The sequence below is a fragment of the Ensifer sp. MJa1 genome, from assembly GCF_037026475.1.
Classification (GTDB): Bacteria; Pseudomonadota; Alphaproteobacteria; order Rhizobiales; family Rhizobiaceae; genus Ensifer.
On sequence record NZ_JAKUMO010000003.1, the window covers coordinates 364151 to 389458 of the forward strand.

Consider the following 25308-nt stretch of genomic DNA (forward strand, 5'->3'; position numbering starts at 1 on the left):
GGGCGCCGCCACGCGGCGCCCGGTTCCGTTTGTGCGGCAACCGACATTCGACACCCGGCTATTCGTCGCAGCCCTACGTAATCATTCATCAATTTTTGCGCGCTACGGTCGTCGGACGGGCTTGGGCAGGGGTATACAATGCAGGGGCGAACGGCGATTCCGGCCTTTCTGGCGACGTTGCTATTTGCAACGGCGGCACCGGCCGAGACGCTCAATCTCCTCATCTGGGAATCCTACATCGACCAGAAGATCCTGGACCGCTGGACGCAGATTACAGGCGTCGCGGTGCACCAGGTCTATTACGACAGCGGCGACACGCGAGACGAGGTGCTGGCCGATCCGAACAACCGTGTCGACCTGGTGGTCACAGGCGAAAACAGCGCTGCTCTCTTCGGTCGCAAGGGCGTGCTCGAGAAGCTCGACGAGACCAATGTCGCCTCGCTCCGGGATTATGACGAAAGCTGGCGCAAGCGCTGTTCGGGACACGGCCTGCCCTATCTCTGGGGCACGATGGGCATCCTCTATCGCTCGGATGTCGTGACGGCCGTGCCGACGTCCTGGCAGGACCTCATGCGCCCGGCTCCGGCGCTTGCCAAGCACGTCGCCATGTACGACGACCACAACGAGGCCTTCGTCGCGCCTTTGATGCTGCTTGGCCAATCGATCAACACCAATGACAGCACGACGCTGAAAGCCGCCTTCGCGATGATGAAGGAACAGGCGCCTTCGGTGCTGACCTACGAATACGTCATCAGTTCGATCCAGAATCCAGCGGTCAGCAAGGATATCTATATCGCGCTTGGCTATAGCGGCGACCAGCACGTGCTGAACGAAAAAGCCGGCACCCCCGGCCTCTGGCACTACGCCGTTCCCAAGGAAGGTACGCTCTCCTGGCTCGACTGCATGTCGGTCGTCGCCAAATCACCAAACAAGGACAGGGCGCTGGCGCTACTCGACTATCTCGGCTCGCCGGGAAGTGCTGCGGCAAACGCGCAGGCGCTCAATATGCCGACGGCCAGCAAGGCGGCGTTTGCACTTCTTCCTGAAACCATGCGCGCCGACCCGGCCATCTACCCCTCACCCGACATCCTGGCCAAAAGCCAGTATCAGCAGGAACTGTCCACAGAGTCGGTACAACTACGCCGGCGCATCATCAGCACATTGGCGAATTTCCAGTGAACCTCGGCAAACGCGCGCTCATCCTGATCTTTCCCGTGGTGCTTGCCGGCTATCTGCTGGCAGCGGTCTCGGTCCACGTCACCCAGAGCCGCTCGATCCGCGCGCTCGAACACGCCAAGCTGTCGCAACGCCTCGAACATGCGGCCGCCGTCTTCCAGAACGAGATCGGCCGCAGCAAGGGCTTTCTCAACGCGCTTCTGAACGGCAATTCGCTACGCCAATATGTGTCTGAAACCGATGAAAGCTACCGCGCCAACGCGCTCGGCGTCCGGTTGCAGGAGAGCGTCAAATCGCTTCTGGATGATCCAACCGGCTACGTCTCACTGGCACTGCTGACGTCAGACCTGAAGTCGGAATACTATTTCGAGAACAGCTGGGATCCTTTTGCCCAGATCGACGATGCCCAGCTCAATCTCGCGCGCCGGCTGATCCGTGAAGACAAGCTGGCAGACTGGACCTACATCTACGACGCCGGGCAAAGGCCCCGCATCGTCTATTCCTTCTTCCTCGATCCAGTCGCTTTCGCCCGCCCCCTGCCGAGCAAGAAGACAAGCGCTCTGCTTGTGCAAGTCGCGATCCAGCCGGACCGTTTCCTCGACATGCAGCAGGCGCTGAAGAAGGAATACGGCTCCGACATCGTGCTCCAGCCGTGGCCGCTGGCGATTACCGACGACCTTTCGGCAAGCGTGCACCTCGGCCCCTCACTTTACGCGACGCTGACCGTCCCGAGCGAACATTTCGACGCCCTGATGGCGCGGCAGAAGATCCTGCTGGCGCTCGGCGCCGTCGCCATGAGCCTGTTCTCCATCTGGCTGATCATCCTGCTGATCCGCCGCTTCATCACCGATCCGATCGCCACCCTCGATGCCAATGTGATGGCGGTGATGGTGGGCGCGCGTGACGAGATCCGCGACATGGAGGAAAAAGGCGAGATCGGGCGGCTGACGGAAAATATCCGCGAACTGCACCGGCAGTCGGTGCAATCGCTCAAGCTGGTGCAGCGCAGTTCCTGGACCGATACGCTGACCGGTATCAGCAATCGCGGCCATTTCAATGCGCTTGCCGCCGGTGCCGTGCGCGAAGCCATTGCCGCAGGTGAGAAATGCAGCCTGATGTTCATCGACATCGACAACTTCAAATTCGTCAACGACAAGCACGGCCATGAGATCGGCGACGAACTCTTGAAGACCCTGGCCGTGCGCATCGGCGAACTTGTGGATGCGATCACCGAACGGCGCGGCCAGAAGCCGGCCATTCTCGCCCGTCTCTCAGGCGACGAGTTCGCCGTGCTGGTGCGCTCGCGCCCCGGCGACGGGACGGTCCGGGAAATCTCCGGCGCCATCCTGGCACTGTTCGAGGATGGTTTCGAGGTCTCCGACAAGCGTTATCCTGTCACGGCGAGCATCGGGGCAGCGATCTGCCCTGACGACGCAACCAACCTTGCCGAACTGATTTCGAACGCCGATGCGGCGATGTACCAGGCCAAGACCAGCGGCAAGAACCGCTCCGCCCGCTTCTCGCGCGCGCTGCACGACAAGCGCACGCGGCTGCGGCAGATCCAGGACGAACTGCGATCGCTCGATCCGGACGAACAGTTCCATCTCGTCTATATGCCGATGGTCAATGCGGAGGGCCGCGTCACCGGCTGCGAAGCGCTGCTGCGCTGGTACTCGCCGGTTCTTGGCAACGTCACCCCGGACGAGTTCGTCCCGATCGCCGAGAGCTCCGGCCTCTTCACCAAGATCGACTGGTGGGTGATCAACAAGGCCATGTCGGACTGCGCCCAGCTCAAGGCCCTGTTCGGCCCGGAAACGGTGCTGGCCATCAACATCTCGTCGGCCGAACTGCATTCCAAGGCGATCGCCGATCATTTTTCCGAGTGCCTTGAGCGGCATGGGCTGGAAGCCCGGTCGATCGAGATCGAGCTCACCGAGACCTTTGCCGTCAAGTTCAGCGACCAGCTTCGCCGCAACATCGATGCGCTGCGCCAGAAGGGTTTTCGTCTGTCGATCGACGATTTCGGCGCCGGCTACACCTCGGTGCAGCAGATCATCGAATACACGGCCGACACCATCAAGCTCGACCGGGCCCTGGTCTCGAACCTGACCGCGTCGCAATCCTTGCCCGTGCTCAAGGCGTTGATCGGCCTCTGCCACGCCAAGGATGTCGCCGTCGTCGGCGAAGGGATCGACACGCCGGAAAAGCTCTCGATGCTGACGGCGGCCGGTTGCGACATCTTCCAGGGCTATCTCATCAGCAAACCGTTGCCGATCGAGGATCTCGGGATCTGGGCGTTGACGCGCACCATCCGCTACGCCGCCGACGACGGGCGCGAGGATGTGCAAAACCGCCAGGCGACCGCCTGAACGGCGCCGATCAGCGGGATTCGCCGCCGCGAACCGCCTTTCCCCTTGACCTCGCCGCCCTGCCGTCCTAACCGCAGCGCAGCAATTTCGGGATATCGGGGGCTGCAATGAAGGTTCTTCTGATCGGATCGGGTGGGCGCGAGCACGCTCTTGCATGGAAGATCGCGCAGTCGCCCAAGCTGACGGCGCTCTACGCCGCACCGGGCAACCCGGGCATCGCCGAAGAGGCCACCATCGTTGCCCTCGATACGGAAGATCACGCCGCCGTCGCCGCCTTCTGCCGCGACCAGGCGATCGATTTTGTCGTCGTCGGCCCCGAGGGGCCGCTGGTCGCAGGCCTTGCCGACGTGTTGCGCGCCGCTGGTATCCCCGTCTTCGGCCCGTCGGCTGCAGCGGCCCAGCTTGAAGGCTCCAAGGGCTTCACCAAGGACCTCTGCGCCCGCTACGACATTCCGACTGGCGCCTATGGCCGCTTCAGCGATGCGGAAAGCGCCAAGGCCTATGTGCGCGACCAGGGTGCGCCGATCGTCATCAAGGCCGATGGGCTTGCCGCCGGCAAGGGTGTCACCGTTGCGATGACGCTCGACGAGGCGCTTGCCGCCGTCGACGACTGCTTTGCCGGCGCCTTCGGTGCTGCTGGTGCCGAAGTCGTCGTGGAAGCCTATCTCGATGGTGAAGAGGCAAGTTTCTTCTGCCTCTGCGACGGCACGACGGCGCTGGCGCTCGCCTCCGCCCAGGATCACAAGCGCGTCGGCGACGGTGATACCGGACCGAACACCGGTGGCATGGGCGCCTATTCGCCCGCCCCGGTCATGACGGCGGAGATGATCGAACGCACGATGAAGGAGATCATCGAGCCGACGATGCGCGGCATGGCGGAAAGCGGCCATCCCTTCTCAGGCGTCTTCTTTGCCGGCCTGATGATCACCGCCAAGGGACCGGAACTCATCGAATACAATGTCCGCTTCGGCGACCCGGAGTGCCAGGTGCTGATGATGCGGATGAAGAGCGACATCCTGCCGCTGCTCTATGCTGCGGCAACCGGCACGCTCTCCGGTATGAGCGCCGAATGGCGTGACGAGACGGCGTTGACAGTGGTGATGGCCTCGAAGGGTTACCCGGGAAGCTATGCCAAGAACACGCCGATCGGCACCCTTCCCGCGGCATCCGACACCACCAAGGTGTTTCATGCCGGCACAGCCATGAAGGACGGCGAACTGGTTGCGACCGGCGGCCGCGTGCTCAATGTCACCGCGACCGGGAGCAGCGCCAGCGCGGCCAAGGACAAGGCCTATGCGGCCGTTTCGGCTGTATCCTGGGACAACGGCTTCTACCGGCATGATATCGGCTGGCGCGCGGTCGCCCGCGAGCAGGCCTGACACCTCCCTTCCTTAAGCGATTCCGTCGCCGGATCATTCTATTTTTACCAATTCTCCTGACGGGAAAGTAAGGGAGAGCGCATATTCTCGCCGCCAACAACGCGGGAGAAACCGATGCGCCTGTCGCTGATCACCACCGTCCTTGGGCTTGCTGCGGGCACTGCGGCGGCGCAGTCAGTCGAGGCGGTCGTGTCCGGCAGCACCGACAATGCCAGCGTCGCTACAGTTTCCTGCCCCCAGTGCCCGCCGCTGCAGTCGAAAAAGAAGGTGACCTACGTCGTCCCTACGATCGACCACGGCACCGAAACCATTGAGCTCAAGAAGATCAACGGCGAGATGAAAGTCGTACGCACGGAAGCCTGGCTCGGTGGCTCGCCGGTCGTCTTCGTCAGCAAGCCGTCGCAGGGCATCATGCAAGCCGCGAGCAAGGGCGACGACACCGCAACAATCACGGTGTCGAACGATGCGGACGTCGAGAATCCTGACATGCCTGAGGAGAAGATGCTGACGATCGACCAAACCGCGAGAACCGCGGCCGTGACACCCGTCAGCGCGTCGATGGCTCCTGCGCCCGTGGTTGAGGACGGCTCACAGCATTTTGATCCGTCCGCCCTCGAACTTCGGCTAAACTAGCCCTCTATCGGGAAAGTTCCCTGCCCCGCTCAGCCGTCCCCTGCATCCAGGCTGACGGGCGTTTCGCTGCACAGCGAGAGATTGCGCCCCTGAGAGAAGCAGGGGCGCAATCTTTTGTTATGACTGGTCCAGTGCTTCGACGCGCGCGACGAGTTGCTCGATTTCCCTGTCCGAATAGACCTCGATGCCGTTGCCGGCGAGCAGCGCGGCCGTGACACCTTCGCCCGAATGACGCGCGCCTGAAAAGCTGCCGTCATAGACAAAACCGGACCCGCAGGACGGGCTGCCGTCGATCAACAATGCGAAGCGACAGTCGGCTTCCTGCGCCAGAGACAGGGCGTTCTCAGCCGCGCGGACGAAACCTTCCGTCACGTCGCGGCCGTTGATTTCGAGCACCTTGGCCCGGCCTGCAAGCACATCGCTGCCGACGGCGCCGGCAGCAATCTCGGCTGGCGGGCGTGGCACTGGCATGCCGGCCGACATCTCCGGACAGATCGTCACAAGGCGGCCCTCGGCCCGCCAGCGATCGATCGCCGGGTGCAGGAGCGGCTTCGACTGGCCGTCATAGCGGACGGCATGGCCCATGAGACAGGCACTGACGAGGATTTTTGCGGGCATGCGTCCCTCCTACTCCGAGGCAGCCCCGTCAGCAAGCGCGATCATGCATGCCGCCGCTGCACCTAGATCCAGCGGTCGTTGTCCGCCGTGCGCTCGCCGCCTTCATGGCCGGTGTTGATCGTGCCGCGCGGCTCGATCAGCAGCATCTTCACCTCGCGCTCCGCATAGGGCTTGTGCTCGACGCCTTTCGGCACGACGTACATCTCGCCGGGGCCGAGCGTCACAGACCCATCGCGGAAGTCGATGCGCAGGGTGCCCTCGAGCACGATAAAGGCCTCGTCGGTGTCCTGGTGATCGTGCCAGATGAAGTCACCCTCGATGCGCACGATCTTGAACTGGTAGTCGTTGAGTTCGGCGATGACGCGCGGCTGCCACTGATCGGTGAAGAGCGCGAGTTTTTCGGCGAAGTTGACGGCTTTGCGGGGGGCGGTCGTAGTGTCCATTGGCTGTCTCCATCGAGCTTGTGGAGACAGCTTATAGGGGGACAGACTGCGCCCTGCTTGAACGTTTGTGCAAAGGCTGGTGCTTGACCGCCGGCAAGCCGCGGCCAGGTCTTCCAATTATCCGGCGATCTTGGAGAAATCGGCAACCGTGCCCGTGGCCGAGCGGATGAGCCCCAGCAGCGCCAGGCGGTTGGCACGGATCCCCGCATCGTCGTCGTTGACGAGAACATCGTTGAAGAACTGGTCAACCGGCTCGCGCAGCTTTGCGAGCGCCTGCATGGCGGAGCGGAAGTCCTCCTTGGCGATCGCTTCGCGCGCCTCGCCGGAGCCGGTCACGACGGCCTGGTGCAGCGCCTTTTCGGCATCGAGACGGAAGAGGCCGGAATTGACGGCATCGGCAACGGTCGTGCCCTTCCTTTCCTCGGCAGCCAAAATCTGCGTCGCGCGCTTGGTGCCGGCAAGCAGGTTGCGGCCTTCCTCGTCGGTGATGAAGGCGGTCAGCGCCTCGACGCGACGGGCGACCATCAGGAGGTCGTCCGCATCCGGCGTGACCACCGCATCGATCAAGTCATGGCGGGCGCCAAGATCGCGCAGATAGACCTTGAGACGGTCATGGAAGAAGGAAAGCAGATCGGCCGACACGTCGGACGAAAGCTCCGGCTTCTGCGCGCGAAGGGCGATGAGCGCCGCTTCGAAGGCAGGCAGAAGCGCCAGACGCGCTTTGCCCTCGAGGATCAGCCTGACGACGCCGAGTGCGGCGCGACGCAGGGCATAGGGATCCTTCGAGCCGGTCGGCTTCTCGTCGATCGCCCAGAAGCCGACGAGCGTGTCGAGTTTGTCGGCGAGCGCAACAGTAACGGCCACGGCATCGGTCGGCACACGATCGGATGGGCCCTGCGGCTTGTAGTGGTCCTCGATCGCATCGGCGACCGAAGGCTGCTCGCCCTGAAGCAGGGCGTATTTGTGACCCATGATGCCCTGAAGCTCGGGGAACTCGCCGACGGCTTCGGTGCGCAGGTCCGCCTTGGCAAGCACAACGGCACGGTCTACGAGCTTGGCGTCCGCTCCCGTCACCCTGGCAAGTTCGGCGGCAATCGCCCGGATGCGCTCGACGCGTTCGCCCTGCGTGCCGAGCTTGGCATGGAAGGTGACATTCAGCGCGTCGAGCTTGGCCATGCGCTGGTCGAGCGGCTTTTTCAGATCGAGATCGAACTTCTTCGCAGAGGCTTCGAGCGTTTCGAGGTCCGGCAGGTTGCCCTGGTCGCGGTGCCAGAAATGGGCCGCATCCGAAAGGCGTGCGCGCACGACCTTGCCGTTGCCGTGAACGATCTCCTTGCCGCCGTCCTTCGCCTCGATGTTCGATACGAGGATGAACTTGTTGGAGAGCGTGTCAGCACCGGGCACGCGGGTAACGAAGCACTTCTGGTTGGTCTTGATCGTCAGGCGGATGATTTCCGAGGGGATTTCGAGGTAAGCATCCTCGAAGCTGCCCATCAGCACCTGCGGCCATTCGACGAGGCCGGAAACCTCTTCGAGCAGGCCTTCGTCCTCGACCAGTTCAAGGCCGTTGGCAAAGGCGATGTTGCGCGCGTCGGCGACGATCATCTGCTTGCGGCGTTCGCCGTCGAGAACAACCTTCGCTTTTTCGAGCTTCTCGGCGTAATCGGCGAAGCGACGAACCGTGATCGCTTCCGGCGCGTGGAAGCGGTGGCCATAGGTGACATTCGAGGCGACGATGCCGTCGACTTCGAACGGGATCACCTTGGTCTCTTCCGTTTCCGAGCCGAAGGTGCAGACAATCGACTGCAACGGGCGGACCCAGCGCAGCGCACCGGGCCTGGCGGATGCGGCACCAGAGCGCATCGGCTTCGGCCAGGGGAAATTGCGGATGACGCCGGGCATCGTCTCGGCGACGATCTCTTCGGCCGGGCGGCCCGGCTTGACGATATGGGCAACGTAGAAGTCACCCTTCTTCGGGTCGCTGTGGACATGCGCCTCGCTGACCGAGGAAAGGCCGGCGCCGCGCAGGAAGCCTTCGATCGCCTTTTCGTTGGCGTCAGTGCGCGGTCCCTTGCGCTCTTCGCGGATATCGGCCGAACGGGCGTTGAGACCGCGGATGTCGAGCGTCAGACGGCGCGGCGTCCAGTACTCGCGCGCACCCTCATAGGTCAGACCCGCCTCGACCAGTGCATCGGTCAGCAGCTTCTTGAGGTCGCCGGCCGCCTTGCGCTGCAGGCGGGCAGGAATTTCCTCGGAGCGGAGTTCGATAAGAAGATCGGGCATGGGAGTGACTTTTTCTGTTCCTGACGGTTGTCGCGGACTTAGCAAGCTCCGGCAAAAATGTCACCCAGCCTGCCGACGAATTTGGACGAGGATGTGCGGATATCGAGCCGACGTCACCATCCGCCGCCGCCGCCACCGCCGCCGCCGCCGCCGGAGAAGCCGCCTCCGGTGGAAAAGCCTGACGATGATGACTTGGGCGGAGGTGGCAACGACGAGGTCATGGTATCGGCCATCGACCCGGCAAAGCCGCCGATGCGATCGCCGAAGCTGGTCGAACCGAAGCCGTCGCCATGGTACCAGCTCGGCTGATAGGCAGCAGCCGCGGCCGCTCCTGCCGCGGCTGCGAGCAGCCAGCGATCGAACGCGGCGGTCCAGGGTTTCTCAACGCCGAGCGCTACGGCATAGGGCAGCAACGTTTCGAAATGCCGAGGCGACATTTCCGGCGCCCCCTGCATGTTCATGCGGTCCTGTTCGGCGAGCGTCATGTATTGCCTGAGGCCGTCAATGCCGTCCATCATCCTCGTGCCGAGCGGCGTTGGCGCGCCCATCAGGAAGAAGAACAAGACGTTGATCAGCACGATCGCACCGATCACGAACAGCAAGGGCAGTTCGTCCGTTTCGGCTGCCGAGTAGAAGACCGCGGCAAGGATCGCCGAGAAGATGGTGAAGGCGACAAAGCCGATGAAGGCGACGACCACAATCGACATGATCCGGCTCATCAGGCTCCTTTCGCGACGAAGCGACTTGCCGAACGAGACTGCGAGGATAGACACGAAGAAGGCGATGAAGACGGGAACGATCACCAGCGGCAGGCTGTCCTCACTGAGATCGCCGAAAAGGAAGACTGCGGCAACGGCCAAAACCGACAGAACAACGCCGGCGACGATGTAGCCGCTGTTGGCGTGGTAGTACTTGCCCCGATGCTCGCGCTCCATGGCATCGCGGAAATCGGCGCCGGTCGCCTGCACCCGCGTGCCATGGGCGCGGTCGATGGTGAGCTTGCCGCCGGCGGCATTGACCGCCTTCATGACCGCCGCCTCGCCGGTCGGCAGCTTTTCGTCGCTCCTCCTGCCGGTCGCAGCAATGACGATGGCATTCTTCAGGTCTTCGAGCACCACATGCCCCTTGACCGCGAGGTTGAGCGCTGCCGCCGACAGTGCCGTCCAGCCCTCTCCAGAGAAGCCCTTATTATCGATGTAGTTGACCAGCGCCGGTGAAACACCGTCCGGCGGATCCCAGCGCGGCACCATGACGCCTCGGTCCGGGTCGCGCCCGACCCTCAGCCAGGCCTGGCTATAGTAGAGCAGCACGACCGCAAGTCCGGCACCGGCGATGACGAGCGCCAGGTGGTCACGCAGCCACCAGGCGTTTTCCTGGCTGGAGGACGGTTGGTCGATGCTGCCCTTCGGCATCTTGATGGCGATTGTCAGACCTTCACGCGGATCGAGACGGCGGGTGGTGGCAAAGAAGATCTCCTGGCCATCGCGCGAAGCGCGCGCGTCCTTGCCGGTCGCGCCATAACCGCCGGTAAAGAAATCGAGTGCTTCGGCCCTTACTCCCCCAGGCAAGGTTACTGTCGCGCTCGCCTCATCGATCGGAAAGTCCCATTCGGTGCCGGTGACGTTCCAATAGAGCTCGTCGTGATCGTCAAAGAAACGGACCTGCCGGCCGGTTTCATAGGTGAACTGGAAGGTATGTTCACCCGGCTCGAGAAAGACCTCGGCTGACCCGGTGTAGATCCGGATGCCGCCACTGATCGATTCTGTCCGGTAAGGCTCTTCCTCACCGTCGCGCTCGACCGAAAGCAACTTGAAGTCCACCTTGCTGCGCTTGCCCTTCGCATCGGTGAAGGTCAGAGGCAGATCGCGATAGATGCCGCGGCGGATCTTGTTGCCTTCGACCGTCGCGGTGATCGTCTCGGTCACCGTCATCGTGCCGTCCTTGGCAAGGTCGATGACGGAACGATAGGCGGAGAAGACTTCCTCCGCCCGCGCGATGCCCGCCGTCGCCAGCAAAAGAACCAGAACGGCAAATGCGGCAGCGAGACGGGCCATGCGGATCAAGCTCTCTTGCGGTTGAGGGTCAAGGTCAGGTTCCAGTGTCAGGGCCGGTCGCCGGTGAATTCGACGCCGAGGGATGCAAGTGCGTCCCAATAGGCCGGATAGGTCTTTGCGACGCAGCCGGGATCCTCGATGGTGATGCCGTGGATCTTGAGGCCGGCAAGCGCGAAGCTCATGGCGATGCGGTGATCGGCGAAAGTGTCGATCGAGGCGGGCAAGGTCTGGCCGGCGAGGCCCGGATCGGACGAGACAATCAGATCGTCCCCTTCCTCATGGGCAAGGCCCGGCCGGATGGCGGTGAGGCCGAGCGACAACGCACGCACGCGGTCACATTCCTTCACGCGCAAGTTTGCAAGACCGACAAAACGCACCGGCGTGTTGTTGAAGGCGGCGAGCACCGCGATCGTCGGGATCGCGTCCTGCATCTGCGAGCCGTCGATGATGGCGGGCAGATTGGGGAAGCTTGCGATCACCGCATGGGCACGCGCATCCGGCTGCGAGAAGGCAGTCGCCGGAACGCCGAGGTCGATGGCGCCGCCGGTCAGCACTTCCGCCGCCCAGAGATAGGTTGCGGCCGATGCGTCCGGCTCGATGACGTAGTCGGCGGCACGATAGCCGGTCGGCGCGACCTGCCAGACCGACGGGCTCACCTGCTCGACTTCCGCCCCAAAGGCGCGCATGGCGGCGACCGTCAGGTCGATGTAGCCGCGCGCGCCGATCTCGTCGCCGGCAAGCTCGATGCTGACCGGGCCCTTGGCACCCGGCGCTGCCATCAGCAGCGCCGAGACGTACTGGCTGGAAAGTCCAGCGTCGATGATCACGCGTCCGGCCGGGAAACCGCCCGTGCCCTTGACGGTGACCGGCGGGCAGCCGGTTTCGGAGTTGACTTCGACGCCGAGGGTGCCGAGCGCTTCGACCAGCGGCATGATCGGCCGCTTGCGCATATGCTGGTCGCCGTCGACGATGACGGTGCCATCGACGAGAGCGGCGGCAGCCGTCAGGAAGCGCGTGGCGGTTCCGGCGTTGCCGAGGAAGAGTGGTTCTGCCGGTGGCAACAGCTTCCCCCTGCTGGTGACGACGAAGGTCGTTTCATCCGGCTCGGAAACCTCGACGCCCATCGCCCGCAAAGCCTCGGCCATGTAGCGTGTGTCGTCGCTCTTCAGCGCGCCGGTCAGCCGGCTCGTGCCTTTTGCAAGGCCGGCGAGCAGCAGAGCGCGGTTGGTGATCGACTTCGAGCCCGGCGGGCGGACATGGCCAGTGAGCGGATGGTCGGTCGGCAGGATGGTCAGCTTCTTCATGCTATCGGTGGTCATCGGATGAGGTCTCTTGATGCAAAGGCGCCGCAGCGGGAGCCCGCGGCGTGGAACGTTTGGAGCGATCGGGATCGCGGCTCGGAATGGTCAGAACTTGACCTGCGGCACGGCTCGATCTGCTTCGTTGGTGATCTCGAAATAGCCGGCTTTGACGAAACGGAAGGCGCTGGCGATGAGGTTGGACGGGAAGCTCTCGACCTTGACGTTGAGATCGCGGGCAGCGCCGTTGTAGTAGCGGCGCGACATCTGGATCTCGCCTTCAATCGTCTCCAGCGAACGCTGCAGTTCGGCAAAGTTCTCGTTGGCCTTGAGATCCGGATAGGCTTCGGCGAGTGCAAACAGCTTGCCGAGCGCTTGCGACAGTGCACCTTCGGCCTGAGCGCGCCCTTCGACGTCGCCTGATGGCACCGCCTGGGCGCGATTGCGCATGGCAATCACCTCCTCGAGCGTCGACTTCTCGTGCGCGGCATAGCCCTTCACCGTCTCGATCAGGTTGGGGATGAGATCGGCGCGGCGCTTCAGTTGCACGTCGATGCCCGACCAGGCCTCCTCGGCAATCTGCCGTGCCTTGACCAGGCCGTTATAAACGAAAACCAGATACAGGATCACGACAACGCCGATTGCCAGACCGATCATAGGGTACCCTCCAAAATTGCCCGGCCGAGATTAGCACCGGCTTTCAGGCTGCAAAGGCCTTTCTAGCGCAATAACGCCGAGAAACGCACTCCTCCCCAACTGTCGCTCCAAGCGGAGACGATGCACAAAGCCCCCTCGTGAACACAGTGTTCGCGTGTGGCGTCCAATCCCTGTTCCAATGGGAACGGCAGCAATGCTGACCTTCAGCCATATTGCAATGCATCGAGCAACCCCTGAAAGACGAAGCTAAGGTCATGAAAACGTTCGCAACCCTCATCAACGCAATCGCCTTCACGGCGCTTTTCGTTGCCTATGCGAACGTTTCCTTCGCAGAGGAAAAGCCGGTCGGTGTTCGCCGCGCCTTACAGACCTATGCGGGCCAGATCTACACCGGCGCCTACCCCACTCTGGACCAGGCCACCAAGGCCGCCGCCATCGTCAAGGTTGTTTGATCAGGCAAGGATGCGACCGACGATATGTTCGGCGGCCTCGTCGGCGCCAAGCGTCGTCACATCCACTTCGACAACCGCATGGCCATTGCCCCGCAGCAATCGATGTTTGGCCCTAAGGTCCAGAAGGACCGCGGGATCGGTCAGCTTGTGCTGCTTTGACCGGCCAGCCCGTGCCAGCCGCTTCAGGTTTTCCTCGACGTCACAATCGACAACCACCGCCACGAAGCGGGCACCACGCTCGCGCGCGAGTGCGGCGCAATCCTCAAAAGCCTGCGTGTCGGTGGCGTCATCCGAAAGCGCGTCAGTGAAGACGAAAGACTGCTCGACCGGCGCCTTCACCAGATGCTCGAAGACACTCTTTCGGATCGCGGCACGCAACGAGCGATAGAGCGGATTGCTGCGCGCAAACAGCGCCTCGGCCGGATTGATCAGCGTGTGGTTGTCGGCCAATCGCGCGCCAAGCCTTTCGGCCAGATGGCGCGCGATCGTCAGCTTGCCGGAGCCCGGCCAGCCGTTGATGTGAACGACGAGGCTCGGGGCTTGCTCGATCAAGCGGCGTCCCGGTTGAGGTTGGCGCCGCCGGCGTCAGTCAGGAGGAAGGCTTCGCCACAAGCCTTTGCCAGCGTGCGCACGCGCAAGATGTAGCTCTGGCGCTCGGTGACCGAGATCACGCCGCGGGCATCGAGCAGGTTGAAGACGTGGCTCGCCTTGATGCACTGGTCATAGGCGGGGAAAACGCACTTGTGCAGATGGTTGTTGCTGTGATCGCCGGGAGCGCCGGCGGCCAGAAGCGCCTGGCACTCGGCTTCCGCATCGATGAAGTGCTGGTGCAGCATCGCCGTGTTGGCGTATTCGAAATTGTAGCGCGAATATTCCTGCTCTGCCTGCAGGAAGACGTCGCCGTAGCTGATCTTCTCGTCGCCTTCGCGGCCGTTGAAGTTCAGGTCATAGACGTTGTCGACGCCTTGGACATACATGGCGAGGCGCTCCAGACCGTAGGTCAGTTCACCGGAAACCGGCGAGCATTCGATACCGCAAACCTGCTGGAAATAGGTGAACTGCGACACTTCCATGCCGTCGCACCAGCATTCCCAGCCAAGGCCCCAGGCGCCGAGCGTCGGGCTTTCCCAATCGTCCTCGACGAAGCGAATGTCGTGCAGCAGCGGATCGAGGCCGATCGCTTCGAGCGAGCCGAGATAGAGCTCCTGCAGGTTCGACGGGTTCGGCTTCAAGAGCACCTGATACTGATAGTAGTGCTGCAAGCGGTTCGGGTTTTCGCCGTAGCGGCCGTCGGTCGGGCGACGCGAAGGCTGCACATAGGCTGCCCGCCACGGACGCGAACCGAGCGCGCGCAGGGTCGTTGCCGGATGGAACGTACCGGCGCCCACTTCCATGTCGTAGGGCTGCAGGACGGCGCACCCCTTGTCGGCCCAGTAGTTGTGCAATGTCAGGATCAAGGCCTGAAACGAGCGCTTCGGGTTCATATGATCAGGCAGAGTGGTCATGGATGGCGTCCGAGTATCTTGCAAAATGAGCCGGACAGGTGCCACGCCTGATGACAGGGGTCAAGCGCTAGAGCGCCCGGCCGTCAATTCGACGCGCCAGCCCTGCCGGATGCCGCGGTTCATGACTTGCCGGTTTAAAGCCTATTCGTCGTTGCGCTTTAGCCTGTACTCGCCGGTTTCGGGGTCCTGGACCAATGTGCCTTGAGCACCGGTCCGCTCCTCGCGCCGCGCCTGCTCGCGCTGACGCGTCAGCTTTTGTGCATCGGCGACGAACTTGCGATAGCCGATCCACAAGATGAAACCTGCAATCACGAGCAGGATAAGCTGCGGCATTTTTCCTCCAAGGGACTTTCGCGGCGCTTCAACGTCCTACAGCGACTCTTGCGCGTTGCGCAGCGCCGTAGTGCGGTTCAAAGGCCAAACCGTGCCCACAATGCCCTCTCTTCGATCGCCTCGGCAAGCCCTGCCGCTGCCGACGCCGCGAGCGGCGCGGCGATGGCACCGGCAACGGCCGTGCCGGTCTGCCGGCGGCCGAAGAGGCTGCGGGCCGGCTGGATGAGCAGAAGCTGCGCCTTGTCGCCGTAGCGCTTCTTCACCTCGCCGCGCAGGTCGCCGAGCCCGTCGATGACCCCGAGTTCAAGCCCGCGGCGGCCCGTCCAGAACAGCCCGGAGAAGATGTCCGGATCGTCGGCAAGCAACTGCCCGCGGCGCGCCTTGACCATCTGGATGAAGGTATCATGGATATCGAGCTGCAGGTTCTTCAAAAACGCGATGTCGCGTTCTTTTTCCGGCTGGAACGGATCGAGCATGACCTTGTTGTCGCCGGCGGTATAGACGCGCCGCTCGACACCGACCTTCTTCAAGAGTTCCGGAAAACCAAAGCCGCCGGACACGACGCCGATCGAGCCGACGATCGAGGTCGGATCGGCAATGATCTCGTCGCCGGCGAGCGCAATCATGTAGCCGCCGGACGCCGCCACATCCTCGACGAAGATGAGCACGCGCTTTTTCTTTTCCTGGGCGAGGTCCCTGATGCGCTGATAGATCAGCCGCGACTGCACCGGCGAACCACCAGGCGAATTGATCGAGATCGCGACGGCCGGCGCGTCCTTCACCGCAAAGGCCTTCTCCAGGAGCGGGGCCGCCGATGCCAGGTTCAGCGCCGGACGGAACTGCCCGCCGCCGGCCATGATCGCACCGTGAAGACGAACGACGGGGATCGTTACGCCTTCTCTGCGAAATCGCCTGGGCAACACCCGTCTCAAGAACGCCTTCATTTCAACTCCTGCCGGCCGCAACGGCCCCAATATGAACTGTCATTGCATGTATGCACTGAAGCGGCAAACGCAATGCCGCATACGGTAAATCAGCGGCGGCGGTAGGCGGCGCGACCGTTGTTGAGATCATCGACATGATCTGCGAACCGATGTCCCTCCTCGTGCATGACGAGCGGCGCGCGCAGCACCAGCCGCTTGCGGCTCTGCTTGATTGCCGTCACCAGGATGCGCACGGCGTTTTCGCCGACCCGCGGGTGAAGCGCGGTGATCTCGATGCCGCCGAAGCGGCGGCCGCAGGCGGCAATGATATCTGCAATCGATTCCGGCCGAGCGATCAGCGACAATTGCCCGCCCGGCCTCATGATGGCACCAGCGGTCTTGACCCAGACCTCGAAGAGCCCGTCGCTCATGGCATGGGCCTCGGCCTTGAGACGATCAGGGGTCTTGCGGTCAGACGCATCGTTGAAGGGCGGGTTCATGATTACGTGGTCAAAACTGTCGTCAGCAAGGCCCGCGGCAACCCGCGCCTTGCCGGCCAGCGACACATCGGCCTCGATGACGGAGACCCGTGAGGCAAAGCGGGCGTTCTCGGCAAGCGCAACGCTGCGACGGGCATAGTCCGCCATGATCGGCGAGCGCTCGACGAGCACGACGTGCGCAGTTTCGATCCGGGAGGCGACGGCCATGCCGGCCGCCCCCGCTCCGGCGCCGAGATCCGCAACGCGGCAAGGACGCTCCGAGGCAACGAGCGAAGCGAGCAGCATGGCATCCATGCCGGAACGGTGGCCCTGGCCGAGCGGTTGAAGCACATGAAACTTGCCGCGATGGAAGGCATCGACGGTCTCGGCCGCAGCAACCAATACTGGGCCAGCGGTCATTGCCTGAGCTCCGCCTCGAGACCTGCGTCGATCAGGATCCTGCGCGCCGCGTCCGCGTCTTCGTCCGCCACGAGAAAGCGGCGCGGCAAGAGGCCGAGCGAGCCTTCCAGGATGCTCATTCCCTGATCGGCGATCAGGCTCACGATGCCGGCATCCTTCATCAGGCTCTCGGCAAAGGAGAGCACGACGGCGTCGTTGGTACGGATCAATTCCTTCATCCGGCGGTTTTTCCTGTCCTATTTCAGCAAGCGGGACAATTCGCCTCTTGCCGCACGTGCCCCCCCTTCCTATTGTCGAAAGCGACAATGAAAACAGGAGTCCCGGTGTGGGCGTAGTGATACCGCTGGAAGACAGCAAAAACAAACAGGCGTCCGTAAAGCCGCTCGTCGACCTGACGGCACCGGACATGGAGCGCGTCAACCAGCTCATCCTGTCCAAGGCTGGTTCCGACGTTCAGATGATTCCTGAGGTCGCCAACCACCTGATTTCTTCCGGCGGCAAGCGCCTGCGGCCGATGCTGACGCTCGCGTCGGCCTCGATGTTCGGCTACGAGGGCGACGCCCACGTCAAGCTCGCCACCAGCGTCGAATTCATGCACACGGCAACGCTGCTGCACGACGACGTCGTCGACGAAAGCGACCTTCGCCGCGGCAAGTCCACGGCGCGCACGATCTGGGGCAACCAGGCGAGCGTTCTCGTCGGCGACTTCCTGCTCGGCCAGGCTTTCCGCATGATGGTCGATGTCGGTTCGCTCGACGCGCTCGACGTGCTTTCGACCGCAGCCTCCGTCATCGCCGAGGGCGAGGTTCTCCAGCTTTCGGTCGCCAAAAACATGGAAACGACCGAGGACGACTATCTCCAGGTCATCCGCGCCAAGACGGCAGCCCTCTTTGCCGCCGCCGCCGAAGTCGGGCCGATCGTTGCCCAGACCAGCAAGTCCGACCGCAACGCGCTGAAATCCTACGGCATGAATCTCGGCCTTGCCTTCCAGCTCGTCGACGACGTGCTCGATTATGGTGGCTCGTCGAGCGACCTCGGCAAGAATGTCGGCGACGATTTTCGCGAAGGCAAGATCACGCTTCCGGTGATCCTGTCCTATCGCCGCGGCACGGCGGAAGACCGCGCCTTCTGGCGCGAGGCGATCGAGGGCGGCGACAGCAGCGATCAGAATCTCGACAGGGCACTCGGGCTGATCAAGCGCTATGGCGGCTTGAGCGACACCATCGCGCGCGCCCAGCATTACGGCACAATCGCCCGTGACGCACTGGCGCCGCTGCCGGCTTCGCCGTGGAAATCGGCGCTGACGGAAGTCATCGACTTCTGCATCGACCGGGTCAGCTGACGGGACGCCGGCCGAGCCAGAACAAGCGGCAGGATTTTCTTGCCGCGTTGCGCCAAAAAAGCCATTCTGTTCCTCAAGAGTTGTGCTGGGCTATATGTGGCTGACTCCGAAACAACCCTCAGTGGTGCGCAAGGCCGAGCAATCGGCACGAAAGGTTTGACATGCGGCAACAGACGATCCTCCGCCTCCTCAGCGGCGCTGCACTGCTGGCTCTTGCCGCGGTAGGCGGCAGCCATCCGGCGTTTGCCGAAGAGAAGGCCGCCGTCGAGGAAACCGAGCCTTTCGACATCAAGTCGGTGAACACCTTCGCAGGCGCCTTCCTTGCGGCTCGCACCGCCGACACGGATCGCGACTTTGCCTCGGCCACTGAACTCTATCGTATCGCGCTGCAGTTCGAGCCCGACAACAACGACGTCAAGCAACGGCTGATGATCACCCTGCTGATGGCCGGCCAGTTCGATGAAGGCGCGAAGATCGCCGAGCAACTGAAGTCCGATCCCGCCGTCGAGCGCATCACCACGGTCATCCGCGCGATCGAGTCGATCCGCAAGCGCGAGTATCGCAACGCCCAGAAGCTCCTGAACTACCAGGGCCCGAACGACCTCGACCGGCTGATGAACGGCCTGCTTTCCGCCTGGGCCAAACTCGGTCAGGGGAAGCCGAAAGAAGCGCTGGCTCAGATCAACGGCCTAGAGGGCCCGGACTGGTTCCGCGTGTTCAAGAACTACCATGCCGGCGCGATTGCGATTGCCGCAGGCGACAAGCAGACGGCGCGCACCAGGCTCAACGATGCCATTCTGGACCGCGAAGGCGGCAGCGCTGCGCCGGACACCTTCATGCGCGCGGTTGAGGCGCTCGCACGCTTCGAGGCGCGCGAAGGCAACAAGCAGAAGGCGCTCGACACCGTCGCCGTCGGCGAAAACATGGTCAACAACTACACGCCGCTGCAGGCGCTGAGGACCAATATCGAGAACGGCGTTCCGCAGGAACAACAGGTGAAGAACGCCACCCAAGGGGCGGCCGCCGTGCTGTTCTCGATCGGCGCTGCGTTGAACCGCGAAGGCGCCGAAGACATTGTTTCGCTCTACCTGCAGACCGCGCGCCGGCTCGACCCTGACAGTGCCGATATCCTGGTCATGCTCGGCGGCATCGCCGAGAACCTGAAGAAGCCCGATGAGGCAATCGCGCTTTACAAGGCCATTCCGGAAGACTCGCCAATGCGCCGGGTCTCCGAACTGCAGCTGGGCTTGAGCCTTGCCAGCATCGGCAAGGTCGACGAGGCCAAGAAGCACCTGAAGGCGCTGATCGACGTCGACCCGAAGAACATCCGCAACTATCTCGCCTATGGCAGCGTGCTTTCCGACGCCAAGGACTTTAAGGAGATGGGCGAGCTTTACGACCGCGCCGTCGAACAGATCGGTACCGTGCCGAAGCGCAGCGACTGGACCGTGTTCTTCCAGCGCGGCATCGCCTACGAGCGCCAGAAGCTCTGGGACAAGGCCGAGCCGAACTTCCGCAAGGCGCTGGAGCTCAACCCGGACCAGCCGCAGGTGCTGAACTATCTCGGCTATTCCTGGGTGGACATGAACATCAATCTCGAAGAAGGCCTCGAGATGATCCGCAAGGCGGTCGAATTGAAGCCGGATGACGGCTACATCGTCGATTCGCTCGGCTGGGCCTATTTCCGCATGAACCGCTTCGACGAAGCGGTGGTGGAATTGGAAAAGGCCGCGGAACTGATGGCCGGCGATCCAACGATCAACGATCACCTGGGTGATGCCTATTGGCGCGTCGGTCGCAAGCTGGAAGCTGTGTTCCAGTGGACGCAGACGCTGGAACTGAAGCCCGAAGAGACCGAGATCCCGAAGATCAAGGCCAAGATCGAAAACGGCCTGCCGCCGCTGAAGGAAGCGGTTCCGGCCTCTGCCGACGCCAAGGAAACGGCGCCGAAGAAGGTCACGCCGGAAGCGCCTGCGCCCGACAAGAAGTCCTGATCGTTCCATGCTGGATGACGGCATTGGGGGCTTCGCGCTGACGCGCGCAGCCCCCGCCAAGATCAATCTGGCGCTTCACGTCGTCGGCCAGCGGGCCGACGGCCACCATCTTCTTGAAAGCCTCGTCACCTTTGCCGACCGCGGCGACCGCATCGCTCTCTCGCCCGCGGACGAGGATCGTTTCACTCTATCGGGTGCCTTTGCCGCCGAACTGCCGCTCGCTGCGAACGACCAGGGCGGCAATCTCGTGCTGAAGGCCCGGGACCTCTTGCGTCAGGAACTGCGCTCGAGCGATCCAGCCGCTGCCGGCCCCGTTCATCTGCACCTCGAGAAGAACCTGCCGGTCGCCTCGGGCATCGGCGGTGGTTCGGCCGATGCTGCGGCGACGCTCCACGGGCTCATGGAACTCTGGGGCGCAACGCTTGCCCCCTCCCGCCTTCAGGCCATCGCCCTTGCGCTCGGCGCCGATGTGCCCATGTGCCTTGATGGCACCCCTCTTCTGGCGAAGGGGATCGGCGAGCAGATCACCCGGCTTGACGACTTTCCCGTACTGCCGATGGTGCTCGTCAATCCGCTCGTCGGCGTCTCGACGCCCGTTGTCTTCCGAACGCTCGAAAACAAGACGAATCCGTCCCTTGTCCTGAACAAGGGAATGCAGACGGCCGCTGAATGGCTCGCAGCTATCGCGACGATGCGCAATGACCTGCAGCCGCCAGCGCTAAGGCTTCAGCCGGTCATCGCCGACGTTTGCCAGGCATTGACTGATGCTGGCGCGCAGCTCGTGCGGATGTCTGGTTCGGGCGCCACCTGCTTTGGGATCTTTGACAGCACCGACCGTTGCGCGCTTGCCGCCCGGACCCTTTCGGTAGCGCAACCCGGATGGTACGTTCTTGCCTGCAAGACGGCGGGGAGAGAGGATTAGCATGGCCGGCAAAGACGAAAAGCGCCCCTTCATCCCTGTCGGCATCGCAGTCCTTACGGTCTCCGACACCCGTACGCTCGCCGATGACAAATCGGGCGATACGCTGGAGGCGCGGGTCCGTGATGCCGGCCATCGCCTCGAAGCGAGGGCGATCGTGCCCGACGACCGCGACAAGATCTACGATCAGGTGAAAGCCTGGACGCTCGATCCGGAAATCGATGTGGTGATCACGACCGGCGGCACGGGGTTCACCGGGCGGGACGTGACGCCCGAAGCGCTGGAGCCGCTGTTTGAAAAGCGCATGGACGGCTTTTCCGAAGTGTTTCACCGCATCTCCTATGAAAAGATCGGGACGTCGACCATCCAGTCTCGCGCGACCGGTGGTGTAGCCAATGCCACCTTCATCTTTGTCCTGCCCGGCTCACCGGGAGCCTGCCGCGATGCCTGGGACGGGATCCTTAAGCAGCAACTCGACTACCGGCACATGCCGTGCAATTTCGTCGAGATCATGCCGCGGCTCGACGAGCACCTGAAACGCGGCTAGAGCATCCTGCCTTCAAGTGGAGACACTTGCGGGCGGAAAGATGCTCTAGAATCAATGTGCTAGAGCGTCCTTTGTGCGTTCAAATGAACGCACGGCGCTCCAGCGGGCAGCCGCACTTTCTTGCCCGATCACGCTTCGCTGTTCCCTAGGAAACTGCCAGGCGCGCGTTCCCCTGTTATGTGTCGGTTGTCAGCCTGGAGAAGATCAACCGCCGCTGGTTCCTCTCTTCGCTCCCTGCAAGGAAGCTCTCCGCTCATGTCCCTAGGCGGAGAGAACAAGGAATACGACGTGCAGCCAGAATGCTGCACGGAAAACGATTTTCCAAACAAGGTCATTTGAGAGCCGACTTGGGGTGCCGTCCTATGGACTGGCACCTTTTTAGTATGCGGTCAGGGGCGCCCCGGCGCCTGCCTGTTTCCAACGGCGACCCAGGCAGGTACGAGTTCCGTCGAGAGCTTGCGAACCGTGCGGACATTCGTCATGTCCCCGAGGCACCGGTTGCCCTCGGCTGCAGCCAGCGCGTCGTGTTTGGTCACCAGGAAACCGGCTTCCAGCGGCTTTCTGCGCCGCATGAGGCGGCTGAACAACGGCTTGCGGTGCATTCTGGAATCGGAAAAACGCGCTGGCGTCCGGTTGAGCGAGACATATTCGGCGAGCTCGTCGATCCAGCGGCCGATTGGACGAGCACCGGGCTCAAGCAGCATCAACCATTCGCCGCGCGCCGAACGTACGATATCGCCGAGGTTCCAATCCACGCAGAAGCGGCACCCTGCCGCGTCCGCCACATGCGAGGAACCATCCCTGGAACCGTGATCAAGAATGATCACGTCGCTGACGAGCCCCTCCACGGCGCCGGCGACCAACACCGACAGCGTTTGCGCCAGTTCGGCTTCATTGTCCCGTGTTTCCATGATGATCGTCAACATGACCGTTCCTACCGCATTGCGAAAACAATTGCTACATCCCTGCCGGCCGGACTTCCGGCACCTCGTCCGCGCATTCATCCGCCGCATCCTTCTTTTTTGTTCTTGAATTGTTCTCGTTTTCACGATAGGAAAATAATCAGAACAAAACGGGATCAGATCGTTGATTCCGGGGAGAGTCCAATGAATGAGCTGTCTCAGATCAGGCAGGGTGCGCTTGCGCCGGCCAACGCGGCTGATGTGGCCGATGCGCTGATGGGCGCCACGGGACTCAGGATCGACATCGACCGCCGTCGCGGGCGTGGCGCCGGGCTAAACATGTCCGGTCGCTTCGAGCCGCAGTCGCGCGAGACCTTCGACGATGGCTGGGAAAGCCTGGAGGACCTGCCGCCCTTCAAGACCGAGGTCCAGGTCGAGAAGCCGCGAACGGTGATTACTCGGAACGACTCTCCCGATATCTCGTTCGACCGCTCGATCAACCCCTACCGCGGCTGCGAGCATGGCTGCATCTATTGTTTCGCCCGGCCGACGCACGCCTTCATGGGGCTGTCTGCAGGGCTCGACTTCGAGGCGAAACTCTTTGCCAAACCGGATGCGCCGCGGCTGCTGGAGCGCGAACTGTCACGGCCGGACTACAAGGTGCGGCCGATCGCAATCGGGACCAACACCGACCCGTATCAGCCGATCGAAAAGGAATGGCGCGTCATGCGCCAGATCCTTGAGGTGCTGAGGGATGCCAATCACCCAGTCATGATCGTCACCAAATCGGCGATGGTTACCCGTGACATCGACATCCTGGCGCCGATGGCCGAGAAAGGCCTGGTGCGCGTCGGCCTTTCGGTGACGACGCTTGATCGGACGCTTGCGCGCACCATGGAGCCGCGCGCCTCGACGCCAGTCAAGCGACTGGAGGCCATACGAGCACTTGCCGAGGCTGGCGTTCCTGCCGGTGTGCTGGTGTCGCCGATCATTCCGGCGCTCAACGACCACGAGATCGAGCGGGTCCTGGAAGCGACGAGAACGGCCGGGGCGACGGAGGCAAGCTATGTCTTGCTGCGACTGCCGCTGGAGGTGAGCCCGCTGTTTCGCGACTGGTTGCTGCGCAATTACCCGGACCGCTACCGGCATGTGATGTCGCTCATCCGCTCCATGCGCGGCGGCAAGGATTATGACGCCGAGTTCGGCAAGCGCATGAAGGGCGCCGGTCCCTATGCCTGGCAGATCGGCCGTCGCTTCGACCTTGCGGTCAAGCGGCTGGGCTTCAACCCGACGCGCCGTCAGCTGCGCGACGACCTTTTCGTGCCGCCGCTCGGAATGGGGGTGCAACTATCGCTTCTTTGAAGACCAACCCGAGAGCGTCCTGGGCCGGCCGTTCCGGAGGTCGTGGCCGGTAACGGTACACTGCGGAATAGCGAGGACGCGGACCAAAGGTGTCCGCCGTGATCCTTCAGGCAATTCGGTCAGACCACCCCTGGTCACAATGCAGTTCCGGCGCCTTCCCCGCATAGGGCGCCGGCCTTCCCCCGTCCGCCGCCGCACTCGGACCTGGGGGACTTGAAGAGAATCGGTCGATCGTGCGAATTAGACTTATGTCTCGCAGATCGTCCGATTCTCCCCTTTTTCCCGATATCATCGAAGCCCCCGATTTCAGGTTCGAGCTATCGGCGAAAGGCGACGGGTTCTGGCCGGTCGCCGGTGCCGACGAAGCCGGGCGCGGTCCGCTCGCGGGCCCGGTGGTCGCCGCCGCCGTCATTCTCAACCCGGACGCCATCCCTAAGGGCCTCGACGACAGCAAGAAGCTGAGCGCGCAGGCGCGCGAGAAGCTGTTTGAGGAGATCCTCGCCACGTCGGACGTGTCTATCGCGTCTGCCTCCGCCGGCACGATCGATGCCACCGATATCCGCAAGGCAAGCCTCGAAGCGATGCGCCGAGCAGTGGCCGGACTACCGAGCGCCGCACGGTTCGTACTCGTCGATGGCCGCGATGTGCCTCCTGGTCTTTCCTGCCACGCAAAGGCCGTGGTCAAGGGCGACGCCCGCTCGCTATCGATCGCCGCAGCCTCGATCGTGGCGAAGGTCACGCGCGACCGCATGATGGCACGGGCAGACCTTGCCCACCCCGGCTACGGCTTTGCAGTTCATGCCGGCTATGCGACGGTCACCCACCGCCGCGCCATCGAGGCACAGGGTCCCTGTGCCTTGCATCGGATGAGCTTCCGGCCACTGCGCCAGGACTGATCGCAGCCACCGAATGGACCGGCAGCCGGCAAGGGAGTGGCCTCCGCTTGCTCGCAGGCCATTCGCTGTGCGCATCCCGGGACGACCGACTGATCCCCACCCAATCCGCATCAAGAGAGTTCCGGCCGGTGTTTTGTCGCCAGTCAATGACCGGCGGCACGCTCGTGACGGCTACCGGACCACCCGCCCCCAGCGAGACGGACGGGCCCGCGACATCCCCACAAACAAAAAGCCCCGCACGAGGCGGGGCTCAGACCGCTGACAAACCCGTCGATATTTTCGGCGGGTTTTTGTTTTTGTGGCAGGCATTTTTGTTCGGGCTGT

General features: G+C 63.0%; 24 protein-coding genes. 11 read left to right on the forward strand and 13 right to left on the reverse strand.

The genetic code is table 11. From position 1 onward, the window contains the following. The first annotated feature begins 138 nt into the window (after window positions 1–138). The 4 genes from MKZ91_RS06890 to MKZ91_RS06905 all read left to right on the forward strand — a co-directional run bounded on the left by MKZ91_RS06890 (window position 139) and on the right by MKZ91_RS06905 (window position 5557). Window positions 139–1179 (forward strand): ABC transporter substrate-binding protein, encoded by a 1041-nt coding sequence (locus MKZ91_RS06890; RefSeq protein WP_336169337.1) that lies wholly within the window; start codon window positions 139–141, stop codon window positions 1177–1179. Further along, entirely contained in the window at window positions 1176–3545 is a 2370-nt protein-coding gene (locus MKZ91_RS06895) for a putative bifunctional diguanylate cyclase/phosphodiesterase (protein WP_336169339.1), read from the forward strand. Before MKZ91_RS06890 ends, MKZ91_RS06895 begins: the two co-directional genes overlap by 4 nt. A gap of 107 nt (window positions 3546–3652) precedes the next feature. Beyond that, window positions 3653–4924 (forward strand): phosphoribosylamine--glycine ligase, encoded by a 1272-nt coding sequence (gene purD, locus MKZ91_RS06900; protein WP_336169340.1) that lies wholly within the window; start codon window positions 3653–3655, stop codon window positions 4922–4924. A gap of 114 nt (window positions 4925–5038) precedes the next feature. Beyond that, entirely contained in the window at window positions 5039–5557 is a 519-nt protein-coding gene (locus MKZ91_RS06905) for a plant virulence effector HPE1-like domain-containing protein (protein WP_336169342.1), read from the forward strand. A gap of 117 nt (window positions 5558–5674) precedes the next feature. On the opposite strand, the gene MKZ91_RS06910 is transcribed toward MKZ91_RS06905, so the two are convergent. The 6 genes from MKZ91_RS06910 to MKZ91_RS06935 all read right to left on the reverse strand — a co-directional run bounded on the left by MKZ91_RS06910 (window position 5675) and on the right by MKZ91_RS06935 (window position 12910). Continuing rightward, the gene (locus MKZ91_RS06910; protein ID WP_336169344.1) at window positions 5675–6175 is read right to left on the reverse strand and encodes a DUF523 domain-containing protein; all 501 of its coding nucleotides are present in this window, start codon (window positions 6173–6175) and stop codon (window positions 5675–5677) included. A gap of 62 nt (window positions 6176–6237) precedes the next feature. Further along, window positions 6238–6618, reverse strand: a complete 381-nt coding sequence (locus MKZ91_RS06915; protein ID WP_336169346.1) for a cupin domain-containing protein — start codon at window positions 6616–6618, stop codon at window positions 6238–6240. 117 nt (window positions 6619–6735) lie between these two features. Continuing rightward, window positions 6736–8901: a glycine--tRNA ligase subunit beta gene (glyS, locus tag MKZ91_RS06920; protein WP_336169348.1), complete on the reverse strand. Its 2166-nt coding sequence runs from the start codon at window positions 8899–8901 to the stop codon at window positions 6736–6738. A 113-nt stretch (window positions 8902–9014) separates the two neighbouring features. Then, window positions 9015–10955 carry a DUF2207 domain-containing protein gene (locus tag MKZ91_RS06925; protein ID WP_336169350.1) on the reverse strand — a complete coding sequence of 647 codons (1941 nt, stop codon included), beginning with the start codon at window positions 10953–10955 and terminating at the stop codon, window positions 9015–9017. Between the two features lie 47 nt (window positions 10956–11002). After that, a complete protein-coding gene (locus MKZ91_RS06930; protein ID WP_336169353.1) occupies window positions 11003–12274 on the reverse strand; it encodes a 3-phosphoshikimate 1-carboxyvinyltransferase in 1272 nt (423 codons plus the stop codon). An 87-nt stretch (window positions 12275–12361) separates the two neighbouring features. Next, entirely contained in the window at window positions 12362–12910 is a 549-nt protein-coding gene (locus MKZ91_RS06935; RefSeq protein ID WP_336169354.1) for a LemA family protein, read from the reverse strand. Between the two features lie 254 nt (window positions 12911–13164). On the opposite strand from MKZ91_RS06935, the gene MKZ91_RS06940 reads away from it, so the two are divergent. Beyond that, on the forward strand, window positions 13165–13362 hold the full coding sequence (locus MKZ91_RS06940) for a hypothetical protein (RefSeq protein ID WP_336169356.1): 198 nt from the start codon (window positions 13165–13167) through the stop codon (window positions 13360–13362). Here MKZ91_RS06940 and MKZ91_RS06945 read toward each other — a convergent pair whose 3' ends face one another. The 6 genes from MKZ91_RS06945 to MKZ91_RS06970 form a co-directional block, all read right to left on the reverse strand. Further along, window positions 13363–13914, reverse strand: a complete 552-nt coding sequence (locus MKZ91_RS06945; RefSeq protein WP_336169358.1) for an AAA family ATPase — start codon at window positions 13912–13914, stop codon at window positions 13363–13365. Continuing rightward, a complete protein-coding gene (locus MKZ91_RS06950) occupies window positions 13911–14867 on the reverse strand; it encodes a glycine--tRNA ligase subunit alpha (RefSeq protein WP_336169360.1) in 957 nt (318 codons plus the stop codon). Before MKZ91_RS06950 ends, MKZ91_RS06945 begins: the two co-directional genes overlap by 4 nt. Window positions 14868–15008: 141 nt before the next feature. Further along, window positions 15009–15200, reverse strand: coding sequence for a hypothetical protein (locus tag MKZ91_RS06955; protein WP_336169362.1), 192 nt, complete (start codon window positions 15198–15200; stop codon window positions 15009–15011). Between the two features lie 77 nt (window positions 15201–15277). After that, entirely contained in the window at window positions 15278–16144 is an 867-nt protein-coding gene (locus MKZ91_RS06960; protein WP_336169364.1) for a S49 family peptidase, read from the reverse strand. Window positions 16145–16233: 89 nt separating this feature from the next. Then, window positions 16234–17022, reverse strand: coding sequence for a tRNA1(Val) (adenine(37)-N6)-methyltransferase (locus tag MKZ91_RS06965; protein ID WP_336169366.1), 789 nt, complete (start codon window positions 17020–17022; stop codon window positions 16234–16236). Further along, window positions 17019–17240, reverse strand: coding sequence for a putative signal transducing protein (locus MKZ91_RS06970; RefSeq protein ID WP_336169368.1), 222 nt, complete (start codon window positions 17238–17240; stop codon window positions 17019–17021). Before MKZ91_RS06970 ends, MKZ91_RS06965 begins: the two co-directional genes overlap by 4 nt. Window positions 17241–17347: 107 nt before the next feature. On the opposite strand from MKZ91_RS06970, the gene MKZ91_RS06975 reads away from it, so the two are divergent. The 4 genes from MKZ91_RS06975 to moaB all read left to right on the forward strand — a co-directional run bounded on the left by MKZ91_RS06975 (window position 17348) and on the right by moaB (window position 21824). Next, window positions 17348–18364 (forward strand): polyprenyl synthetase family protein, encoded by a 1017-nt coding sequence (locus MKZ91_RS06975; protein WP_336169369.1) that lies wholly within the window; start codon window positions 17348–17350, stop codon window positions 18362–18364. Between the two features lie 161 nt (window positions 18365–18525). Beyond that, window positions 18526–20358, forward strand: a complete 1833-nt coding sequence (locus MKZ91_RS06980) for a tetratricopeptide repeat protein (RefSeq protein ID WP_336169371.1) — start codon at window positions 18526–18528, stop codon at window positions 20356–20358. Window positions 20359–20365: 7 nt separating this feature from the next. Beyond that, on the forward strand, window positions 20366–21280 hold the full coding sequence (locus MKZ91_RS06985) for a 4-(cytidine 5'-diphospho)-2-C-methyl-D-erythritol kinase (RefSeq protein ID WP_336169373.1): 915 nt from the start codon (window positions 20366–20368) through the stop codon (window positions 21278–21280). Window position 21281: 1 nt separating this feature from the next. Next, window positions 21282–21824, forward strand: coding sequence for a molybdenum cofactor biosynthesis protein B (gene moaB, locus MKZ91_RS06990; RefSeq protein WP_336169374.1), 543 nt, complete (start codon window positions 21282–21284; stop codon window positions 21822–21824). A 389-nt stretch (window positions 21825–22213) separates the two neighbouring features. Here the strand turns inward: moaB and MKZ91_RS06995 are convergent, their stop codons facing one another. Next, window positions 22214–22750 carry a glycosyl transferase gene (locus MKZ91_RS06995; protein ID WP_336169376.1) on the reverse strand — a complete coding sequence of 179 codons (537 nt, stop codon included), beginning with the start codon at window positions 22748–22750 and terminating at the stop codon, window positions 22214–22216. A gap of 180 nt (window positions 22751–22930) precedes the next feature. Here MKZ91_RS06995 and MKZ91_RS07000 point away from each other — a divergent pair, with 180 nt between their 5' ends. Both MKZ91_RS07000 and MKZ91_RS07005 read left to right on the forward strand, forming a co-directional pair. Further along, window positions 22931–24088 carry a PA0069 family radical SAM protein gene (locus MKZ91_RS07000; protein WP_336169378.1) on the forward strand — a complete coding sequence of 386 codons (1158 nt, stop codon included), beginning with the start codon at window positions 22931–22933 and terminating at the stop codon, window positions 24086–24088. 248 nt (window positions 24089–24336) lie between these two features. Beyond that, window positions 24337–24984: a ribonuclease HII gene (locus MKZ91_RS07005; protein WP_336169380.1), complete on the forward strand. Its 648-nt coding sequence runs from the start codon at window positions 24337–24339 to the stop codon at window positions 24982–24984. Window positions 24985–25308 lie beyond the last annotated feature (324 nt).

Coding starts and splice junctions, on each gene's coding strand:
- MKZ91_RS07000 (WP_336169378.1), top strand. CDS start 22,931: ATGAATGAGCTGTCTCAGATCAGGCAGGGTGCGCTTGCGCCGGCCAAC.
- MKZ91_RS06925 (WP_336169350.1), bottom strand. CDS start 10,955: ATGGCCCGTCTCGCTGCCGCATTTGCCGTTCTGGTTCTTTTGCTGGCG.
- MKZ91_RS06905 (WP_336169342.1), top strand. CDS start 5,039: ATGCGCCTGTCGCTGATCACCACCGTCCTTGGGCTTGCTGCGGGCACT.
- glyS (WP_336169348.1), bottom strand. CDS start 8,901: ATGCCCGATCTTCTTATCGAACTCCGCTCCGAGGAAATTCCTGCCCGC.
- MKZ91_RS06930 (WP_336169353.1), bottom strand. CDS start 12,274: ATGACCACCGATAGCATGAAGAAGCTGACCATCCTGCCGACCGACCAT.
- MKZ91_RS06965 (WP_336169366.1), bottom strand. CDS start 17,022: ATGACCGCTGGCCCAGTATTGGTTGCTGCGGCCGAGACCGTCGATGCC.
- MKZ91_RS06955 (WP_336169362.1), bottom strand. CDS start 15,200: ATGCCGCAGCTTATCCTGCTCGTGATTGCAGGTTTCATCTTGTGGATC.
- MKZ91_RS06950 (WP_336169360.1), bottom strand. CDS start 14,867: ATGACCACTCTGCCTGATCATATGAACCCGAAGCGCTCGTTTCAGGCC.
- MKZ91_RS06995 (WP_336169376.1), bottom strand. CDS start 22,750: ATGTTGACGATCATCATGGAAACACGGGACAATGAAGCCGAACTGGCG.
- MKZ91_RS06960 (WP_336169364.1), bottom strand. CDS start 16,144: ATGAAGGCGTTCTTGAGACGGGTGTTGCCCAGGCGATTTCGCAGAGAA.
- MKZ91_RS06980 (WP_336169371.1), top strand. CDS start 18,526: ATGCGGCAACAGACGATCCTCCGCCTCCTCAGCGGCGCTGCACTGCTG.
- purD (WP_336169340.1), top strand. CDS start 3,653: ATGAAGGTTCTTCTGATCGGATCGGGTGGGCGCGAGCACGCTCTTGCA.
- moaB (WP_336169374.1), top strand. CDS start 21,282: ATGGCCGGCAAAGACGAAAAGCGCCCCTTCATCCCTGTCGGCATCGCA.
- MKZ91_RS07005 (WP_336169380.1), top strand. CDS start 24,337: ATGTCTCGCAGATCGTCCGATTCTCCCCTTTTTCCCGATATCATCGAA.
- MKZ91_RS06970 (WP_336169368.1), bottom strand. CDS start 17,240: ATGAAGGAATTGATCCGTACCAACGACGCCGTCGTGCTCTCCTTTGCC.
- MKZ91_RS06910 (WP_336169344.1), bottom strand. CDS start 6,175: ATGCCCGCAAAAATCCTCGTCAGTGCCTGTCTCATGGGCCATGCCGTC.
- MKZ91_RS06890 (WP_336169337.1), top strand. CDS start 139: ATGCAGGGGCGAACGGCGATTCCGGCCTTTCTGGCGACGTTGCTATTT.
- MKZ91_RS06915 (WP_336169346.1), bottom strand. CDS start 6,618: ATGGACACTACGACCGCCCCCCGCAAAGCCGTCAACTTCGCCGAAAAA.
- MKZ91_RS06940 (WP_336169356.1), top strand. CDS start 13,165: ATGAAAACGTTCGCAACCCTCATCAACGCAATCGCCTTCACGGCGCTT.
- MKZ91_RS06935 (WP_336169354.1), bottom strand. CDS start 12,910: ATGATCGGTCTGGCAATCGGCGTTGTCGTGATCCTGTATCTGGTTTTC.
- MKZ91_RS06985 (WP_336169373.1), top strand. CDS start 20,366: ATGCTGGATGACGGCATTGGGGGCTTCGCGCTGACGCGCGCAGCCCCC.